General features: G+C 59.6%; 14 protein-coding genes. 12 read left to right on the plus strand and 2 right to left on the minus strand.

The window, feature by feature from the left end:
* The first annotated feature begins 26 nt into the window (after positions 1-26).
* The 7 genes from glgX to DNK50_RS17915 all read left to right on the plus strand — a co-directional run bounded on the left by glgX (position 27) and on the right by DNK50_RS17915 (position 8,943).
* The gene (gene glgX, locus DNK50_RS17885; RefSeq protein ID WP_099585297.1) at positions 27-2,186 is read left to right on the plus strand and encodes a glycogen debranching protein GlgX; all 2,160 of its coding nucleotides are present in this window, start codon (positions 27-29) and stop codon (positions 2,184-2,186) included.
* A gap of 1 nt (position 2,187) precedes the next feature.
* Positions 2,188-3,186 (plus strand): acyl-CoA dehydrogenase family protein, encoded by a 999-nt coding sequence (locus DNK50_RS17890; protein ID WP_112195507.1) that lies wholly within the window; start codon positions 2,188-2,190, stop codon positions 3,184-3,186.
* On the plus strand, positions 3,183-3,941 hold the full coding sequence (locus tag DNK50_RS17895) for a PIG-L deacetylase family protein (protein WP_099585299.1): 759 nt from the start codon (positions 3,183-3,185) through the stop codon (positions 3,939-3,941). Before DNK50_RS17890 ends, DNK50_RS17895 begins: the two co-directional genes overlap by 4 nt.
* The gene (locus DNK50_RS17900) at positions 3,938-4,537 is read left to right on the plus strand and encodes an SAM-dependent methyltransferase (RefSeq protein ID WP_112195509.1); all 600 of its coding nucleotides are present in this window, start codon (positions 3,938-3,940) and stop codon (positions 4,535-4,537) included. The genes DNK50_RS17895 and DNK50_RS17900 overlap by 4 nt, the downstream gene beginning before the upstream one ends.
* Positions 4,534-5,193: a glycosyltransferase family 2 protein gene (locus DNK50_RS17905; protein WP_112195511.1), complete on the plus strand. Its 660-nt coding sequence runs from the start codon at positions 4,534-4,536 to the stop codon at positions 5,191-5,193. The genes DNK50_RS17900 and DNK50_RS17905 overlap by 4 nt, the downstream gene beginning before the upstream one ends.
* 176 nt (positions 5,194-5,369) lie before the next feature.
* Entirely contained in the window at positions 5,370-6,131 is a 762-nt protein-coding gene (locus tag DNK50_RS17910) for a PIG-L deacetylase family protein (RefSeq protein WP_112195513.1), read from the plus strand.
* 250 nt (positions 6,132-6,381) lie between these two features.
* Complete coding sequence (locus DNK50_RS17915) at positions 6,382-8,943, plus strand: autotransporter outer membrane beta-barrel domain-containing protein (RefSeq protein WP_112195515.1); 2,562 nt, start codon at positions 6,382-6,384, stop codon at positions 8,941-8,943.
* Here DNK50_RS17915 and DNK50_RS17920 read toward each other — a convergent pair.
* Both DNK50_RS17920 and DNK50_RS17925 read right to left on the minus strand, forming a co-directional pair.
* Positions 8,900-10,303, minus strand: a complete 1,404-nt coding sequence (locus tag DNK50_RS17920; RefSeq protein WP_099585304.1) for an amino acid permease — start codon at positions 10,301-10,303, stop codon at positions 8,900-8,902. The two genes, DNK50_RS17915 and DNK50_RS17920, sit on opposite strands and share 44 nt — an antisense overlap.
* 61 nt (positions 10,304-10,364) lie before the next feature.
* On the minus strand, positions 10,365-11,399 hold the full coding sequence (locus DNK50_RS17925; RefSeq protein ID WP_112195517.1) for a histone deacetylase family protein: 1,035 nt from the start codon (positions 11,397-11,399) through the stop codon (positions 10,365-10,367).
* A gap of 121 nt (positions 11,400-11,520) precedes the next feature.
* Here DNK50_RS17925 and DNK50_RS17930 point away from each other — a divergent pair, with 121 nt between their 5' ends.
* From DNK50_RS17930 to DNK50_RS28825, 5 genes are all read left to right on the plus strand, one after another.
* Positions 11,521-12,012: an Lrp/AsnC family transcriptional regulator gene (locus tag DNK50_RS17930; protein WP_099585306.1), complete on the plus strand. Its 492-nt coding sequence runs from the start codon at positions 11,521-11,523 to the stop codon at positions 12,010-12,012.
* Positions 12,013-12,199: 187 nt separating this feature from the next.
* Positions 12,200-14,359, plus strand: coding sequence for a TonB-dependent siderophore receptor (locus DNK50_RS17935; RefSeq protein ID WP_112195518.1), 2,160 nt, complete (start codon positions 12,200-12,202; stop codon positions 14,357-14,359).
* Between the two features lie 193 nt (positions 14,360-14,552).
* Positions 14,553-16,046 (plus strand): methyl-accepting chemotaxis protein, encoded by a 1,494-nt coding sequence (locus DNK50_RS17940; RefSeq protein ID WP_112195520.1) that lies wholly within the window; start codon positions 14,553-14,555, stop codon positions 16,044-16,046.
* 505 nt (positions 16,047-16,551) lie between these two features.
* Entirely contained in the window at positions 16,552-17,043 is a 492-nt protein-coding gene (locus DNK50_RS17945) for a hypothetical protein (RefSeq protein WP_162633383.1), read from the plus strand.
* 148 nt (positions 17,044-17,191) lie between these two features.
* Entirely contained in the window at positions 17,192-18,010 is an 819-nt protein-coding gene (locus tag DNK50_RS28825; RefSeq protein ID WP_162633384.1) for a DUF6602 domain-containing protein, read from the plus strand.
* The last annotated feature ends 162 nt before the right edge of the window (positions 18,011-18,172 follow it).

Consider the following 18,172-nt stretch of genomic DNA (forward strand, 5'->3'; position numbering starts at 1 on the left):
AAAAAGACCCTGCAGGAGCAACTTCAATGAGCAAACCCGACAAAAGCCAAGCGACGCCGGACCATGAGCCGTCGCGGATTCGTGAAGGTTTGCCCTTCCCACTCGGCGCGACCTGGGATGGCCTGGGTGTCAACTTTGCGCTGTTTTCGGCCAATGCCACCAAGGTCGAACTCTGCCTGTTCGATGATTCGGGCGAAGTGGAACTGGAGCGCATCGAGCTGCCGGAATACACCGACGAAATTTTCCACGGTTACTTGCCCGACGCCCATCCAGGGCTGATTTACGGCTATCGCGTCTACGGCGCATACGACCCGGCCAACGGCCATCGCTTCAACCACAATAAATTGCTGATCGACCCCTATGCCAAACAACTGGTGGGCGAGCTCAAATGGTCCGAAGCGCTGTTTGGCTACACCATCGGCCACCCTGACGACGACCTCAGTTTCGACGAGCGCGACAGCGCGCCGTTCGTGCCCAAGTGCAAGGTCATCGACCCCGCGCACACCTGGGGCAACGACCAACCGGTGCGGGTGCCGTGGGACCGCACGATCATCTATGAAACCCACCTGCGCGGCATCAGCATGCGTCACCCTTCGGTGGGCGAATCCGTGCGCGGTACCTGCGCCGGGCTGATGGAAGACGACGTGCTCAAGCACATTCGCCAGTTGGGCATCTCGTCGGTAGAGCTGCTGCCGGTGCACGCCTTCGTCAACGACCAGCACCTGCTGGAAAAAGGCATGACCAACTATTGGGGCTACAACAGTATCGCGTTCTTCGCCCCCGACCCGCGCTACCTGGCCAGCGGCAAGATCGCCGAGTTCAAGGAGATGGTCGCGCACCTGCACGAGCAGAAGCTGGAAGTGATCCTCGATGTGGTCTACAACCACACCGCCGAAGGCAACGAGCGCGGCCCGACCCTGTCCATGCGCGGCATCGACAACGCCTCGTACTACCGGCTGATGCCTGACGACAAGCGCTTCTATATCAATGATTCCGGCACCGGCAATACCCTGGACCTGAGCCATCCGTGCGTGCTGCAAATGGTCACCGACTCGTTGCGTTATTGGGCCAACGAGATGCACGTCGACGGCTTCCGCTTTGACCTTGCGACGATTCTTGGTCGTTACCGCGACGGTTTCGACGAGCGCCACAGCTTCCTCGTGGCCTGCCGCCAGGACCCGGTACTACGTCAGCTCAAACTGATCGCCGAGCCGTGGGACTGCGGCCCCGGCGGCTATCAGGTGGGCAATTTCCCACCGGGCTGGGTGGAATGGAACGACCGTTTCCGCGACACCGTGCGTGCGTTCTGGAAAGGCGACGACGGCCAGCTCGCGGACTTCGCCGGGCGCATGACAGCCTCCGGTGAGATGTTCAACCATCGTGGCCGTCGCCCCTACAGCTCGGTGAACTTCATCACCGCCCATGACGGCTTCACCTTGCACGACCTGGTGTCGTACAACGACAAGCACAACGAAGACAACGACGAAAACAACCAGGACGGCAGCAACAACAACCTGTCCTGGAACCACGGCGTCGAAGGCCCCACCGACGACCCGGAAATCAACGCGCTGCGCCTGCGCCAGATGCGCAACTTCTTCGCCACCCTGCTGCTGGCCCAAGGCACGCCGATGATCGTGGCCGGTGATGAGTTCGCCCGCACGCAACATGGCAATAACAACGCGTATTGCCAGGACAGCGAGATCGGCTGGGTCAACTGGGACTTGGACGATGACGGCAAATCGCTGCTCAAGTTCGTCAAGCGCCTGATCAAACTACGCCTGGCGTACCCGATCCTGCGGCGTGGGCGCTTCCTGGTGGGCGACTACAACGAAGACATCGGCGTGAAAGACGTGACCTGGCTCGCCCCCGATGGCAATGAAATGACCACCGAACAGTGGGAGGACAGCCATGGCCGCTGCCTGGGCATGTTGATGGATGGCCGCGCCCAGGAAACCGGGATTCGCCGCGCCGGTGCCGATGCGACCTTGTTGCTGGTGGTCAACGCGCACCACGACCTGGTCAATTTCCGCCTGCCGCCGGTGCCCGAAGGTGAGTTCTGGACCTGCATGCTCGACACCAATGACATTGCCGTGCGCGGTCAGGAGCGTTTTGATTTCGAACACGAATACGCCGTGACCGGCCGCTCGCTGTTGCTGTTTGAGCTGCAGCGCGAAGACGAGGTATGACATGGCTTTGCAAGGATTCCTTCATGGCTACCGGGGCTATGCGGACACGCAGGCCCTGGGCGAGGCCCTGAAGGCGCTTCAGGAGGAAGGCCTGGACCAACTGCCGTTGCCCGGCAGCGGCCAGACGTTGGCACGCTTCAGCCGCCTGGCCCAGGTGGCCGGGCATGACCTGCGCCTGTGCAAGTTATTCGAAGGCCACACCGACGCGTTGGCGATCATCGCCGAGCTGGACAGCCCCCTGCCGCCCTTGGGCAGCACGTGGGGCATGTGGGCCGCCGAACCGCCGAGTGCAAAAGTGCGCGTGCGGCGCGACGGCCATCGTCTGATCGTCGACGGTCGCAAAGCCTGGTGTTCCGGCGCGGCGGTGGTCAGTCATGGGTTGCTGACGGCGTGGGACGAGGAGGACCGCCAGCAGTTGGTGGCGGTGCAGATGCGCACGCCGGGGGTCACGGTGACCGATGAAGGCTGGCATGCGGTCGGCATGGCCGCTACGGGCAGTGTCGAAGTGCTGTTCACGGAGGCCGCCGCCATTGCGGTCGGCCATCCGGGTGACTACCTCAGCCGTCCAGGCTTCTGGCAAGGCGGGATAGGGATTGCCGCGTGCTGGTATGGCGCCGCCCAACGCCTGGCAGAAGTGTTGCGTGAACAATGCGCCAAGCGCCCGGAGCCCCATGCCCTCGCCCACTTGGGCGCCGTCGACAGCGCGTTGAACGCGGCCGCCTGCGTCTTGCGCGCCAGCGCCGAGCACATCGACCGGGAGCCCAAGGCCGATGCCCGCGCGCTGGCCCAGCGGACGCGGGCCTGCATCGAGGACACGGTCACACAAGTGATGCACCACGTGGGCCGTGCGGTCGGTGCCGGGCCTTATTGCAAGGACCCGCACTTTGCACAGCTGATGGCGGATTTGCCGGTGTACCTGCGCCAGAGTCACGCCGAACGTGACCTGGCCGGGCTCGGTGAGCTGGTCGCCGGCGAACCCACGGGCAGGTGGCAATTATGAAACCCAACCCGATTGTCGGCCAAGGCACGCCGCTGCATCGCTGGCAGACGTCGCCACGGATGGCCGAGTTACCAGAGATCAGCGTCGAACAACTGGTGCCTGAGGGCCATCGCGCAGTGATCATCGCGCCCCATCCGGATGATGAAGTGTTGGGTTGCGGCGGGTTGCTGCAAGGTCTGGCCGCGCTCAGCCGGCCCATACAGCTGATCTCGGTGACTGACGGCAGCGCCAGCCACCCCGGCTCCCGGCGCTGGCCGGTGGAGCGTCTGAGTGTGGTGCGGCCACAGGAATCGGCGCAGGCCCTGCATCGGCTGGGGTTGCCGTTGCACAGCCTGAAGTGGTTGCGCGCTGGCTTCAGCGACAGCCAGGTGGCAGCGCGGGAAGATGAATTGAGCGCGTTTATCCAGCGCTACCTCAAGCCCACGGATGTGGTGTTCACCACTTGGCGCGAAGACGGCCACTGCGACCACGAAGCCGTCGGCCGTGCCAGTGCCAAGGCAGCCCAGGCAGCGGGCGCCACGCTGTATGAGTTGCCGGTGTGGACCTGGCACTGGGCAACCCCCGAAGACCGCCAAGTGCCGTGGCATCGCGCGCGCAAAATCCCCCTGAGCTGCGAGACCGTGGCCCGCAAGCGTCACGCCATCCATGCCTTTGCCAGCCAGTTGGAAGGTGACCCGCAGATCGGCCTGGCCCCCGTGCTGGCCCCCTATGTGCTGGAGCGTCTGCTGCAGCCCTTTGAAGTGGTATTTGTATGAGTGTGGCCACGCCGTATTTCGACCAACTGTTCGCCAAAAACGACGACCCCTGGGCGTTTCGTCAACGCTGGTACGAGCGACGCAAACGTGCGCTGACCCTGGCCGTACTGACGCGGCCGCGCTACGCCGCCATCTTTGAGCCGGGCTGCGCCAATGGCGAACTGAGTTTCGAATTGGCCCCGCGCTGTGATCGCCTGCTGTGCTGTGACACCGCCGCAGCCGCGGTCAGTCTGGCGCGCAGCCGTTTATTGGGGTTCCCCCATGCCGAGGCGCAGCAACGCCGCCTGCCGGAACAATGGCCGACGGAACGGTTCGAGCTGATCGTGCTCAGCGAGCTGTGTTACTACCTCGACGCCGACGATCTGGGCCGCGTGATCGACCACGCGCTCGCCAGCCTGACCGACGACGGTCAACTGCTGGCGTGCCACTGGCGTATGCCAATCGAAGGCTGCCCGCAGACGGCCGAGCAGGTACATGCCCTGCTCCACGAACGACTGGCCATGCCGCGCCTCGCCAGCTACCACGAACAGGATTTTCTCCTCGACCTGTGGTGCCGCGATGGCACCTCGGTCGCTCGCCATGAGGGCTTGCGATGATCGGCGTGCTGATCCCGGTGCATAACGAAGAAACCATGTTGGCCGAGTGCCTGGACGCTGCATTGATCGCGGCCTGCCACCCCGGCCTGCAGGGTGAAGCGGTGCAGATCCTGTTGGTGCTCGACAGCTGCAGCGATGGTAGCGCCGCCATCGCGAGGGCCTACCCGGTGCAGTATCTGGAAGTACGGGCGCGCAATGTGGGGCATGTGCGCGGCGTCGGTGCGCGGCACTTGCTCAATCAGGGCGCCCGCTGGATCTCCTGTACCGACGCCGACAGCCGCGTCGCGCCGGACTGGCTGGTGGCGCAGCTGGCGCTGAACGCCGATGCGGTATGCGGCACGGTGACGGTAGATGCCTGGAGCGAAGACTTCGACCCGGCCGCGCAGATCCGCTATCTCCAGGGCTACGAGGCGCGGGACGGGCATCGGCATATCCACGGTGCCAACCTCGGGGTCAGCGCAGGTGCTTACATTCGCGCAGGTGGTTTCGAACCCTTGGCCTGCGATGAAGATGTTCAACTGGTGCGCAGCCTGGAACGCTGCGGTGCCTCGATTGCCTGGAGCCACTCGCCCCAAGTGATCACCAGTGCGCGCCTGGACGCCCGCGCCCAGGGTGGGTTTGGCGATTATTTGAAGAGCCTGGTGCACGCGCCGTGAAAAATTCCACGTTGCGGAATGTAAAAGCGGCGAATCCTTGTCTATGCTGAAAACGCCTTGCTGGTCATTCAGGGTTGAATGACCACGCACCACCACGGCGGAGTCTGTGGTGAATAAATAGAGTCGTCCCGTCAACGGGGCACGACCCAGCACCAATCGACAAGGATGTAATTCTCATGAAACCTGCCTCCCTCAGTGAAGGCCGTCGCGGCCCCGCGCAAATCTGGAACAGCGCACCGCAGCTGGCGCAAATCGCCCCTATCTCGGCAACCTCGTTGGTCCCCGCCGGCGCGCGCGTGGTGGTCATCGCCCCCCATCCCGGCGATGAAGTGCTGGCCTGCGGCGGTATGCTCCAACTGCTCAGCACCCTTGAATACCCGCTGCAACTGATCTCCATCACCGACGGCAGCGCCAGCCACCCCGGCTCGCATGTGTGGCCGGCCAGCCGCTTGAGCGTGGTGCGGCCCCAGGAAAGTGCCGAAGCGCTGCGTCGCCTGGGTATGCCCATGCACAGCCTGAAGTGGATTCGCGGCGGTTTCTGCGACAACGCCCTGACGGCCCGTGAACCGCAACTGAGCCAATTCATTGCCCGTTACCTGCAAGCCGGGGATGTGGTGTTCACCACCTGGCGCAACGACGGCAACCCCGACCACGACGCGGTCGGTCGCGCCAGTGCCAAGGCATGCAATCTGGTCGGTGCCCAGTTGTATGAGCTGCCGATCCGGGCCTGGCACTGGCCCGCGCGTGACAGTGCGATCATCCCCTGGCAACGGGCGCGCAAGGTGCGCCTGGATACCTGGAGCGTGGCGCGCAAACTCCACGCGACCCATGCCTATGCGAGCCAGCTAGTGGGTGACCCGCTGATCGGGCTGGCGCCGACGCTGGCGCAGGTGCTGTTGGAACGCATGCGCGAGCCTTACGAGATCGTGTTCGCGTGAGCCGCTCACTCGTCTGTACCTGTTATTTCTCACAGTAGCGCCACCAGAGATGTCCGTCTAAGGTGAAAAAAGTGCTGCACAGGTTCAGGTGCAGTCGAGAAAGCCATGCCAACCCTTTGCATTGGCCGGTGTTTTCAGATTCAGGTAAGCCGTCGTCCCTGGTCCGTATCGCGTTCGTTGTTGCCATGGTCTTTAACCGTGCCTGCCCTCAGGCACCGTGAAGATAGATCGCATTGAGCGAGGATAGATCATGAGCAAACGACTTCCCCCGCTGGCCTGCCTGAGCATGGCCATTGCTGCAGCGTCCTGGTTGGCCGCCTGGCCTGATAGCGCGCAGGCCTGCACGTTGACAATCACGCCAGGAGATGACGTGATCAACTGCAACAGTGGCGCCGCCGGCAACTTAGTGGACACCCAAGGCAATAACAGCCTGATCTTTTCCACCGGTAACGGCAGTGTGACGGGCGTGACCTACGGTGCCGGGAACGACTTGATTGAGCTCAATACGCCGGATGCCGTGATTGGCGCCGGGGGCGTCAACATGGGCGATGGCGCGAATATCTTCCGGCTCTTCCAAGGCCGGGTCCAGTCCGCGGTGAATCAGGGCGCCGGAGCCGATATCGTCCAGATCAGTGGCGGGCAAGCGCTGAGCATCAGCCAGGGCGCCGGAATAGACAGTTTCGCCATGAGCGGCGGGACAATCGCGTCGCTGGCCCAAGGGGATGGGCTCGATACCTTCACCATGAGTGCGGGCACCATCACCGGGGCCTTCGAGGATGGCGACCACGCGTTGATGACAGGAGGCACTATCGGGCGGGTCGACATGAAGCTCGACGACAACGTGTTTGATATGCGTGGGGGCAGGATCCTCGGCAACTTGGTCACAGGGTTTGGCAACGATGACATCCGGGTCTCAGGAAACAGTTTCATTGGCGGCAATATCAGCGTCAGTGGCGGTGTCGACAACATTACCGTGACCGGCGGCACCGTCCAGGGGGAAATCCGTGCCAGTGCGGGGGCTGATCAATTTGAGTGGAATGGCGGCGGGCAAATTCTCTCGGCGGTGCTGATGGGCGACGATAACGATGCTGCATTGCTGGCCAACCTGACAGAGGCCGTCGTGCTCCCCACACCCCGCGTGGACGGCGGCCTGGGTACCGATACGCTGACCTTGGATAACAGCCAACTCGGTACACCCGAACGGTATGTGAATTGGGAAGTTGTGAACCTGGATAACCGTGCCAGTCTTGACTTGGGCGGCACCGTCACCCTCGGTGATAGCGGTACCGGCACCGGCACCCTGAACCTGCACGGCAGCAGCGTGTTACGGGTCAGCACAGGGATCATCAGCCCGTTTATCACAGACCGAGTGGTGACCCTGAACAACAGCGGCCTGATCGACATGACCACCGCAAGCTCCAGCACCAGCGATACCCTGACGGTCAACGGCAACTACAACGCCAGCGGCGGCCAACTCGCGTTGCAAAGTGTGCTGGGCGGCGACGGCTCGCCCAGCGACAAACTGGTGATCAGCCAGGGCACTATCCAGGGCAGTACGAACATCCACGTGACCAACCTCGGCGGCGCCGGTGCAGAGACGCTGCAAGATGGTATCCAGGTGGTACAGGCGCTCAACGGCGCCACCGGTGGCGGCATCGCCTTTACCAGCAAACCGGTGTCTGCCGGCGCGTTCAATTACTACGTGTTCAAGGGCGGCGTCACCGCCGGTACCGCAGAAAACTACTACCTGCGCACGACCATCCCGGTAACGCCGACGGACCCGGTGATTATCGCGCCATTGCCGGTGCCCGTGCCCGGTGAGCCACCGCTGCCCACCAACCCCGGAGTGACCCCAATTCCGATCTACCGTCCGGAAGTGCCGATCTACGCCGCATTGTTTCCCGCCGCACAGCAACTGGTGCAAGGCATGCTCGGCACGTTTCATCAGCGTATGGGTGACCAGAGCCAGCAACAGCAAACCGGCGCATTGGCCGCGGGCTGGGGCCGGGTGTATGGCAGCAGCAGTCGCCAGAGTTTCGCCGGCACCGTCAGCCCGACGCTGGACAGCTCGGTGACAGGCTTCCAGGTGGGCACCGATGTGTACGCCAGCCCGCTGGGCAACGGCCAGCAGCGCGCCGGGTTCTTCGTCGGCCACAGCCGCCTCAAGGGCAACGTCAAAGGTTTCAATGGTGGCTGGGAGGACAAGGCCGCGGGCAAGACCACCTTGCGCGGCGATAGCCTGGGAATCTACTGGACGCTGATCGGCGCGAACCAGGCCTACCTGGACCTGGTATTGATGGGTACGCGCTTCAATGGCAACAACGAGTCTGACCGGGGCGTGAAAATGAAAACCCGTGGGCGCAACGTTACGGCCTCAGCCGAAGTCGGCTGGCCGATCCCGATCACGACCAACTGGGTCGCGGAACCCCAGGCTCAGGTGATCGCCAGCAAGACCAAACTCGATAGCCAGCACGACGGGATTTCCGATGTGTCCTACGACGCCGACACCAACCTCACCACGCGCCTGGGGGGCCGCCTGCGGGGCGACTATCAAGTGCGTGGCATGCCGCTGCAGCCTTATGTCAGGGCCAACGTCTGGCACAACAGCGCCGGGCAAAACACCGTGACCTTTGCCGATGTCACCGACATCGACACCGAGCAGAAGTCCACCACCCTGGACGTGAATGTCGGGGCCACGCTGAAGGTGGCCACGGGCATTAGTGTTTACGGCGAGATGGGCTACAACCGCAACCTGGACAGCAACACCTTCAACGGCCGCCAAGGGACGGTTGGCCTGAGAATGGAGTTCTGACCTGGTAGACAATCGCCAGCCAGACAAACCAGGCCGGCATCACGCACAGCGCCAGGCGTGTATCCGGCCGCAACGCCAGCAGACACAGCACGAATGCCAGAAACCCGAGGCTGAACCACGCCATCGGCACGCCGCCGGGCATTTTGTAGGTGGAGGCGGCATGCAGGTCGGGGCGTTTTTTGCGATAGGCAATATAGGACGCGAGGATGGTCGACCAGGTAAAAATCACCAGGATCGCCGAGACCGTCGACACGATAGTGAAGGCGGTCATCACCTCCGGCACGACAAACAGCAGGACCAGGCCGAGCAACATCAACAGCGTGGTAAAGGCCAGACTCATAAATGGCACGCTGCTGCTCGACAATCGCCGGAAGATACCCGGTGCGTCGCCTAGATCAGACAAGCCAAACAGCATCCGGCTGGCGGAAAACACCCCACTGTTGGCCGAGGACGCCGCCGAGGTCAGCACCACGAAATTGACGATCCCCGCCGCTGCCGGAAACCCCGCCACCAGGAACAACTCAACGAACGGGCTTTTGCTCGGCGACACCTGGTGCCACGACGTCACCGCAATGATGCACGCCAATGCCAGCACGTAAAACAGGATGATCCGCAGCGGAATCGAGTTGATCGCCTTGGGCAAGGTCTTCTCCGGTGCGCGGGTTTCGGCGGCTGCGGTGCCGATCAGCTCGGTTCCGGCAAAGGAAAAGATCGCCATCTGAAACCCGGCAAAAAAACCGAACAGGCCATTGGGGAATGCCGCCTGTTTATCAAGCAAGTGACTCAACGACGCGGTAACCCCGGTGGGCGAAACAAACGAACTGGCGATCAGCACCGCGCTCACGCCAATCAGGGTGACCACGGCGATAATCTTGATGATCGCAAACCAGAATTCCACTTCGCCGAACAGCCTGACCGTCAGCACATTCAACGCAAACAGTGTCAACAGCATGCCCACGGCCGGTATCCACGCCGGCACGTCCGGGAACCAGTACTGGAAAAAGCCGCCGACCACCACCGCGTCCCCCACCACCGCCACGCTCCAGCTCAGCCAGTACGACCAGCCGAGAAAGAACGCCGCGCGCGGCCCCAGGTACGCGCCGGCAAAGTCGGCAAAACTCTTGAAGTTGAGGTTGGACAGCAGCAGTTCACCCATGGCGCGCATCACGAAATACACGAACAGCCCGATGATCATGTAGATCAGGATGATCGAGGTGCCGGACAGCGCGATGATCTTGCCGGAGCCCATGAACAGGCCGGTGCCGATCGCTCCGCCCATGGCCATCAGCTGGATATGGCGGTTGCTCAGGGTGCGTTGCAACGCAGGCTTTTCACACAGTCCGGGCGTGGTTGTTTTCATCACAAAACCTCTTGTTATGTTTTTGAGTTTTGGCAGAAGAAAAATGCTGCGGTCGTGGTTATCAGGCGGTCCGGCTTTCGAAACCGTGCAACACGTTGACGGCATTGATGCCGATCTCATCGACCATGTAGCCGCCTTCCATCACGAACAGCGTCGGCACGCCCACGCTGGCGATGATCTCGCCCATGCCGAGGAAGTCGTCGCTGTCGAGCAGGAAGTGGCTGATGGGGTCGTCCTTGAACGTGTCGACGCCGAGGGAAATCACCAGCACGTCAGGGGCGAAGTGTTTTAGCCGCTGGCACGCATCGATCAGCGCGGTTTTGTAGCGATCCCAGGTGGTGTTTTTCGGTAGTGGATAATTCAGGTTGAAGCCCTCCCCGGCACCGACGCCGCGCTCGCTGCCAGCGCCGGAAAAGTACGGATAGGACACCGCCGGTTCACCGTGCAGGGAGATGAACAACACGTCCGGACGATCGTAGAAAATATTCTGCGTGCCGTTGCCGTGATGGAAATCCACATCCAGTACCGCGACGCGCTTGGCGCCCTGGGTGATGGCCTGTTGCGCGGCAATCGCGGCGTTGTTGAGGTAGCAATAACCGCCCATGTATTCGCGGGCCGCGTGGTGACCGGGTGGGCGGCACAGGGCGAAGGCGCTGTGGTGGCCTTCGTCGATCAGCGCCAGGCCGGTGAGCGCGATGTCTGCGCTGGTCTTGACCGCGTTCCAGGTGGTGGCGGTGATCGGCGAACCGGCGTCCATGGCAAAGAAGCCCAGCTTGCCGTCGATGAAGTCCGGCACCTGCTGGTTAGCCAGGTCACGCACCGGCCACACCAGCGGCAATGCGTCATGGCTGCGGCCGATGGCCGTCCATTCGGCCCAGGCGCTTTCGAGAAACGCCACGTAGCGCTCGCTGTGGGCATTGACGTAACAGGCACGGTCGAAGGTACGCGGCACGATGATATCGCCTAGCCCGACGAACTGGACGCGGTCACGTACGGTGTCGGCGCGGCTCGGTTGCTCGAACGATGGCTTGAGTACGCCATCCTTCAATTCGGTGCCGTGGTGCAAACGGTGGGCATCGCTGAAAACAGTCAACATGTGTAGATATCCGCCAGTGAAAGTCAGGCTCTATTTTGTTCTGGCAGTTCGGGACTTTCTTTGCTTTTACTTCTGGCACTGGTAGCTTTATCGGGCGTTTTTACCCCAAGCCCGAGCAGATATGAAAAATAAAACCAAGCAGGTCGTTCTTGATGACACCGATCTCGCCATCCTTGCCTTGCTGCAGGAAGACGCGAGCATTTCCAATGCCCAACTCAGCGAGCGCCTCTCACTGAGCCTTACGCCCTGCTGGCGTCGCCGCAAGCGCCTGGAAGAAGAAGGCGTGATCAAGGACTATCAGGCCAACCTGGATCGCAAGCTGCTCGGCCTGGACATCCTGGCGTTTGTGCATGTGCGCTTTGCCATCCACACCGACCACGCGCCGGACGCCTTTGAAGCGGTGATCAAAGAGCTGCCCGAGGTGCTGTCGTGTCACAAGATCACAGGGGATGCCGATTACCTGTTGCAGGTGTTGGCGCAAGATCTGGACAGCTACAGCGAGTTTGTCGAAAGCGTGTTGAGGCGGCAGTTGGGGATTGCGTCGATCCAGTCGAGCCTGGCGCTGCGCGAGGTAAAAGCGACGAGCCGGGTGGCGATTGGGACGCGCGATTGAGCCCGGTACAAAAGCGTTCAACAGCGGCAAGTGATGGCTAATTGCCTATCGCGCGCATGTGAAAAATTCGTTAACTAATTCTCCCCAAAGGCTTTTTCCTACAGAATCAATCTGGCACACTGATGCGAATAATTATCAACACTTTTATTATTCGCCAGGGACGGCACTCTTGGGGAGAGTCCGTTCCATGTCTGTGCACCCATCCGGCGGTAAAGGTTTTGCACCCAGTTTAATTGCGTTGGCGGTCTGCCTGGCTACCTCGCACGCGGCCCTCGCCGCCGAAGCCCCGGCAACCACGCTGGAACTGGGCGCCACCCAAATCTCCGGCGAACAGCAGTTGGGCGAAACCACCGAGGGCACGCAGTCCTACACCACCGGCGCAATGAAGACCGCGACCAAACTGCCGCTCACCCTGCGTGAAACGCCACAAGCCGTCACCGTGATTACGCGCCAGCGCATGGATGACCAGGCGATGACCAGCATCAACGACGTGGTCAATGCCACGCCAGGGCTGTTCCTGAACTACTCCAACGGGCCAGGTCGGCAGTCCTACACCTCACGCGGTTTCGACATCGACAACCTGATGTACGACGGCATTCCGAGCGGCTATAACGGCGTTTCAGTGGGGGCGCAGCCAAACCTGGCGATGTTCGACCGCGTTGAAGTGGTACGCGGCGCCACCGGCCTGGTGACCGGCGCGGGCAACCCATCGGCTGCCATCAACCTGATCCGCAAACGCCCACTGGATGAACAGAAAGTCACCCTCACCGGCGCCGCTGGCAGCTGGGACGACTATCGTGGCGAACTCGACGCCTCCAGCCCGCTCAATGACAGCGGCACCTGGCGCGGTCGCGTCGTCACCTCCTACCGCGACGCCAATAGCTTCATCGACAACGCCGAGGAATATCACGGCCTGTTCTACGCCGTCACCGAAGCGGACCTGGGCGAAAACACCACCCTGACCCTCGGTTATTCGAACCAGAAGGACAAGACCAACTATTTCTGGGGCTCCTCGATGATCGGCCAGGACGGCCATCACCTCGACCTGCCCCGCTCCTACAACCCCGGCACCGACTGGGAAAACAAGGACCAGGAGATCAACACGGTCTTCGCCGAACTGCGCCAGAACCTGGCCAACGACTGGAAGCTGCAAGTCAACGCCAACTACGCCGAGCAGAAAGCCTTGTTCTCGGGCTCCTACCAATCGCGTTGGGCGGCGGACAAGTCGCTGGGACGAACCGTCTACCAAGCCGCCTACGACGAGAACCAGGCCGGCGTCGACGCGTTCGTCAGCGGTCCGTTCCAGGCATTCGGGCGCAGCCATGAGCTGGTGGTCGGCGCCAGCCGCCGCATTTACGACATGACCAGCCACGACTACAGCCCGTACGACACCAATTGGCCGATCAACGCCGGCAAACCGGACTTCGTGCACACCTCCGACACCCGCGAAATCACCACCCAGGACGGCGTCTACGTCACCACCCGCCTGAGCCTGGCGGACCCGCTGAAGCTGATCCTCGGCGGGCGCCTGGACTGGTACGACTACGATGCCCACGGCAGCAACAGCGGCGACTACAAAGTCACCCGCAACCTGACGCGCTACGCGGGCCTGATCTACGAGCTGGACGACCATCACTCGGTCTACGTCAGCTACAGCGACATCTTCACGCCACAGAGCGCCAAGGACATTTCCGGCACGCCGGTCAAGCCAATCGTCGGCAAGAACTACGAGGTCGGCGTCAAGGGCGAATACCTGGGCGGCGCGCTGAATGCGAGCGTCGCACTGTTCCGTGTCGACCAGGAAAACCGTGCTAGCCAAGTGACTGTGCAGAACTGCCCGCAGACGGAGTGCTATGAAGCCTCCGGCGAGATCCGCAGCCAGGGTATCGACTTCGAACTGCAAGGCGCCCTGACCGACAACTGGCAGGTCGGCGGTGGCTACACCTACGCACGGACCCACACCATCAAGGATGAAGCCAGCCCGGAGAAGGTCAACAAGCAGTACGACACCGACACCCCGGAGCATCTGTTCAAATTGACCACCCGCTACAACCTCCAGGGCCCGCTGGAAAAATTCCGCGTGGGCGGCAACATCTCCTGGCAGAGCCGCATGTACAACGACATCAAACTGGCCGACGGCAGCACCTACCGCCTGCAACAAGGCGCCTACGCCGTCACCGACCTGATGGCCGGCTACAGGGTCAACGACCATCTGGACCTGCAGCTCAACGCCAACAACATCTTCGACCGCAGCTACTATTCGTCGATTGCCAACTCCGTGAGCTATGGCGGCGACTCGTACGGCAACCCGCGCAACATGATGCTGACGGCCAAGTACAGCTTCTGACCCTCATCAAGGCTGCCCGCTCGGGCAGCCTTTCCTCTTGTTGCGGCACTTAAAGTCCCCACCACAAATGCCGATAAGCCTTTTGGCACCCCGATCCTGAAAAAAACCTGATACCTGCTTTGCTCTGTACCCGCGCGCCATCGTGGCACGCCGCATGCTTTGTTCCTGGCCAGACCACATGGAGTAAGAGTGAATGCCTGTCCACGCGCGCTTCCTAGAGCACTACCGCAAGGCCGACCGCATCATGCTGGCGCTGATCTGGCTGATGACACTGTTCTCCGTAGGCCTGGCGTTCTGGCACGACACCCTGGCCCAGGCAATCGTCGTCGGTGGCGGCACCAGTGTGGTGCTGACCGCGCTCTACCGCGCCATCGGCGGCACCCGGGCAATGCGCTGCGCACTCGGCGCGGGCCTGATGATCATGGCCGCGCTGCACATCAACCAGGCCCAGGGCGTGATCGAATCCCACTTCGGGATTTTCGCCCTGCTGGCGGTGCTGACGTTCTACCGCGACTGGCTGCCGATCCTGGTGGCCGCACTCACTATCGCCGTGCACCACGTAGTCTTCCATGCCTTGCAGCATCAAGGTTTCCCGGTGTTCGTGATGGAACACCATGGCGGCTGGACCATGGTGTTTGTGCACGCCTTCTACGTGGTGATGGAAACCGTCGCCCTGCTCTACCTCGCCGTGCACAGCCACGCCGAAGCCGTCGAGAGCCAGGAAATGCTCGAAAAGATGCTCGCCGTCACCACCCAATTCACCGTGGAAACCGCCCAGGGCGAAGGCAAGGTGCACGTCTCCCTGGCCAAACGCTTCGACCACTTCCTGCACCAGATCACCGGCCTCATCGACGGGGTCGCCCGCGACTCCCACGGCCTCGGCCAACTCGGCCAGGAACTGGCCCACGCCAGCGGCACCCTGGAAAAAGGCGCGCGCCACCAACTCGCCGAAATTGCGCAAATGACCGACTCCATGGAGCGCATGGAACACGCCATGGGCAACATTACAGTGCACGTCGAGGAAGCCGTAGAACACGCCGGCATCGCCAGCCAGCAAATCCTGCGCGGCCAGGAAAGCGTCGGCCGCGCCCAACACGAAATCACCCAACTGGCCACGCGCCTCAGCGGCACCCACCAGACCGTCCAAGGCCTGGCCGTGCAGGCCGAACAGATCGGCTCGGTGCTCGAAGTCATCAGCAGCATCGCCAACCAGACCAACCTCCTCGCCCTCAACGCCGCCATCGAAGCCGCCCGCGCCGGCGAACAAGGCCGCGGCTTCGCCGTCGTCGCCGACGAAGTACGCAGCCTGGCGCAACGCACAGCCGTCTCCACCCAGGAAATCAAAACCATCATCGACAGCTTGCAGCAAGGCAGCCGCGAAGCCGTCGAAGCCATGCACGACAGCCGCCAAGGCGTAGAGCGCTGCGTGGAAGACAGCCAGGTCGCGGTGGACATGCTAAGGGCCGTGGGCAATGACATCAGCCAGATCGATGCGCTGAACGGACGAATCGTCACCACCTCGCGGGAACAGAGCTCAGCAAACCTGGAAATTGTCGGGCGGTTGCAGTCGGTGCAGGGCATTGCCCAAAGCACCGCAGACGATGTGGAGATGCTAGCGCGGAGCAGCGAACAACTGCCGCCGATTGCAGTGCGGCTGGATGCGTTGGGGCGGCGGTTTCATCAGTGAGGTAGCGTTTCTGCCTCTGCTGAGCGACAGCTATGGGTCGGTTTTTGACGGTCGCGATGGGCAGGAATCGGCCAAAAGGAGCCAGTCAGGGGCGTCCAGCGAAACAGGGGCAATTCAGTAGCAGAGGCAAGCTCTGGTATTGGCATAGCGAATCGTTAGCGCTTGCGGCAGAGGGGAGCGTTGGCTTGCTACGACTTACGTCCGTATGCAAAATCGGGTGGCTAAGACGAAGAAATCGATCTCCACCCGTATACCTGAAGATTTAGGGACTGTACATGATGGTGGAGTAAATGCGGCAGATCACACAGCGTTTTTCCTACATAGTGCTGTGCCAAACCCAGATATGGTTAAAACTTAACAAGGCGCCGCTACGGAAAATTTATTCGCTGGTGCTCCTAAATTTCTGCGGTAAATGCCTAAAAAGTGGTAAAAATCGTTCGCTTCGCACCCTGGGACTGCGTACTGTAGCCCCTTAATCTAAAAGTTATAAGCAAGGAGAGAAATTTTGACCGGAGTAGGTTTTCGCACACCCTTTATTGTTTTGTTCGGCGTATTTTTGCTACCTCTACTATCATTTAAAGGTTATTCCGAAGCGCTAGATGGTTTTGTTTCAGAACCATTGTATTGGGCTAGTGGTTTTGCAAGCCTAGAATTGGCTTTATTGATGTTGCTACTCAAGTTTAAGGAGTCCACTCTCACCAGGACAGCTGAAAATTTAGGCCAGATTTTATCTTTTACCTACGGTATGTTTATAACAGTTGTCATAGCTTTAGCAGTGAAGAATTTTCACTTATATATACAAGCAATAATAATTTGCCTTTGCCTAACCCTGCTAATGATACTAGTAGACTTTGCATACACTGGAAGAACAGCATGGTTAAATGATAAGTTTAGTAAAAACACCAATAAAAAAGCCAATGTATTGGCTCAAAAACTACTAATATTCGCTATGGTATTATTTTTCGCTGCCTATATTGTATTGATTTATTGCAGGTAAAGTTATAACAAGCCGCTCGAGCATCGCGCCTTCGGCGCTGGACAAATTTTTAATTTGTGGCTTTGTAGTTTTGCTGCGCAAAAGTAATCCACAAAAATACGACTAACAAACTGCCGCTTAGCTCGGCGTTATGCAACCAGGAGTAAAAATGAGTTCAATAGTTAGAAAAATAGTAAGCTCATTGAATAAAGGAGTTTTGGATGAGCTTGAATTGTCTCGAGAAATCAAGCACCCAGGTGAAAATGGAAGAGCCAGAGAGCAAATTCTTTCAGGTTTCTTAAGAAAGATCATTCCATCAAAATTTTCTGTGGATACCGGGTTTGTTATAGATACAGTAGGCGGAATAAGTAATCAAATAGATATTGTTATTTACAGAAGTGACTACCATTCTGTTCTTGAGGTTGGAAATATAAAGCACTTCATGATTGAGTCTGTTGTAGCTGTTATCGAAAATAAGGCTTCTATATCTGATGCAAAAACTTTAAATCAAGCTTTTGATAATATCAAATCAGTAAAATCCTTAGACCGCTCAAGTCGAGGGAGGAATATAATCGTATCTCCACGAGGCGCCTATGATAAAAATAATTTTCAGCATCAAGTCTTTGGTGCCATATTAACAGAGCGGTCACTTTCGAGTAAAAGTTTAAAAAATGAATTTATAAGTTTTTTTGAGAAAACGCCTGATAAAAATTTGTGGCCAAATATTTATATCGATGTCCGAGCTTCATCTTTTAGATACGTTGATAGCAAAGAACATGTAACGGTAATTCCAAGAAATGCTATAGCTTTTGCAATATCAGACCCAGAGGCAGAAAATTATACGCCTCCTCTTATTGAACTAGCATATGAGTTGATATCCTACCTTAGGATTGTTCCACTGATTGACTTTCAACCTCATGAGTACTTTTTTGGAGTAAGCGGAAGAGCGAAAGAATATGTCAACATTCCGGAGTTATACCGAGGCTGAAATGCATAACAAATGCATGTTGTCGGACTAGTTCTTCGCTGCGTATTGCCACTGGAGCATGATTAACCCAGTAGCTAATGTAGCATTGCCTCAAGCGGTTATGAAGTAAACCATTATTGGCTTTGAATCTTTAGAGAGTTGACGCGTGTCAACATTACCCCT

It is taken from the genome of Pseudomonas sp. LG1E9 (assembly GCF_003290225.1).
GTDB classification, from domain to species: Bacteria; Pseudomonadota; Gammaproteobacteria; order Pseudomonadales; family Pseudomonadaceae; genus Aquipseudomonas; species Aquipseudomonas cyclaminis.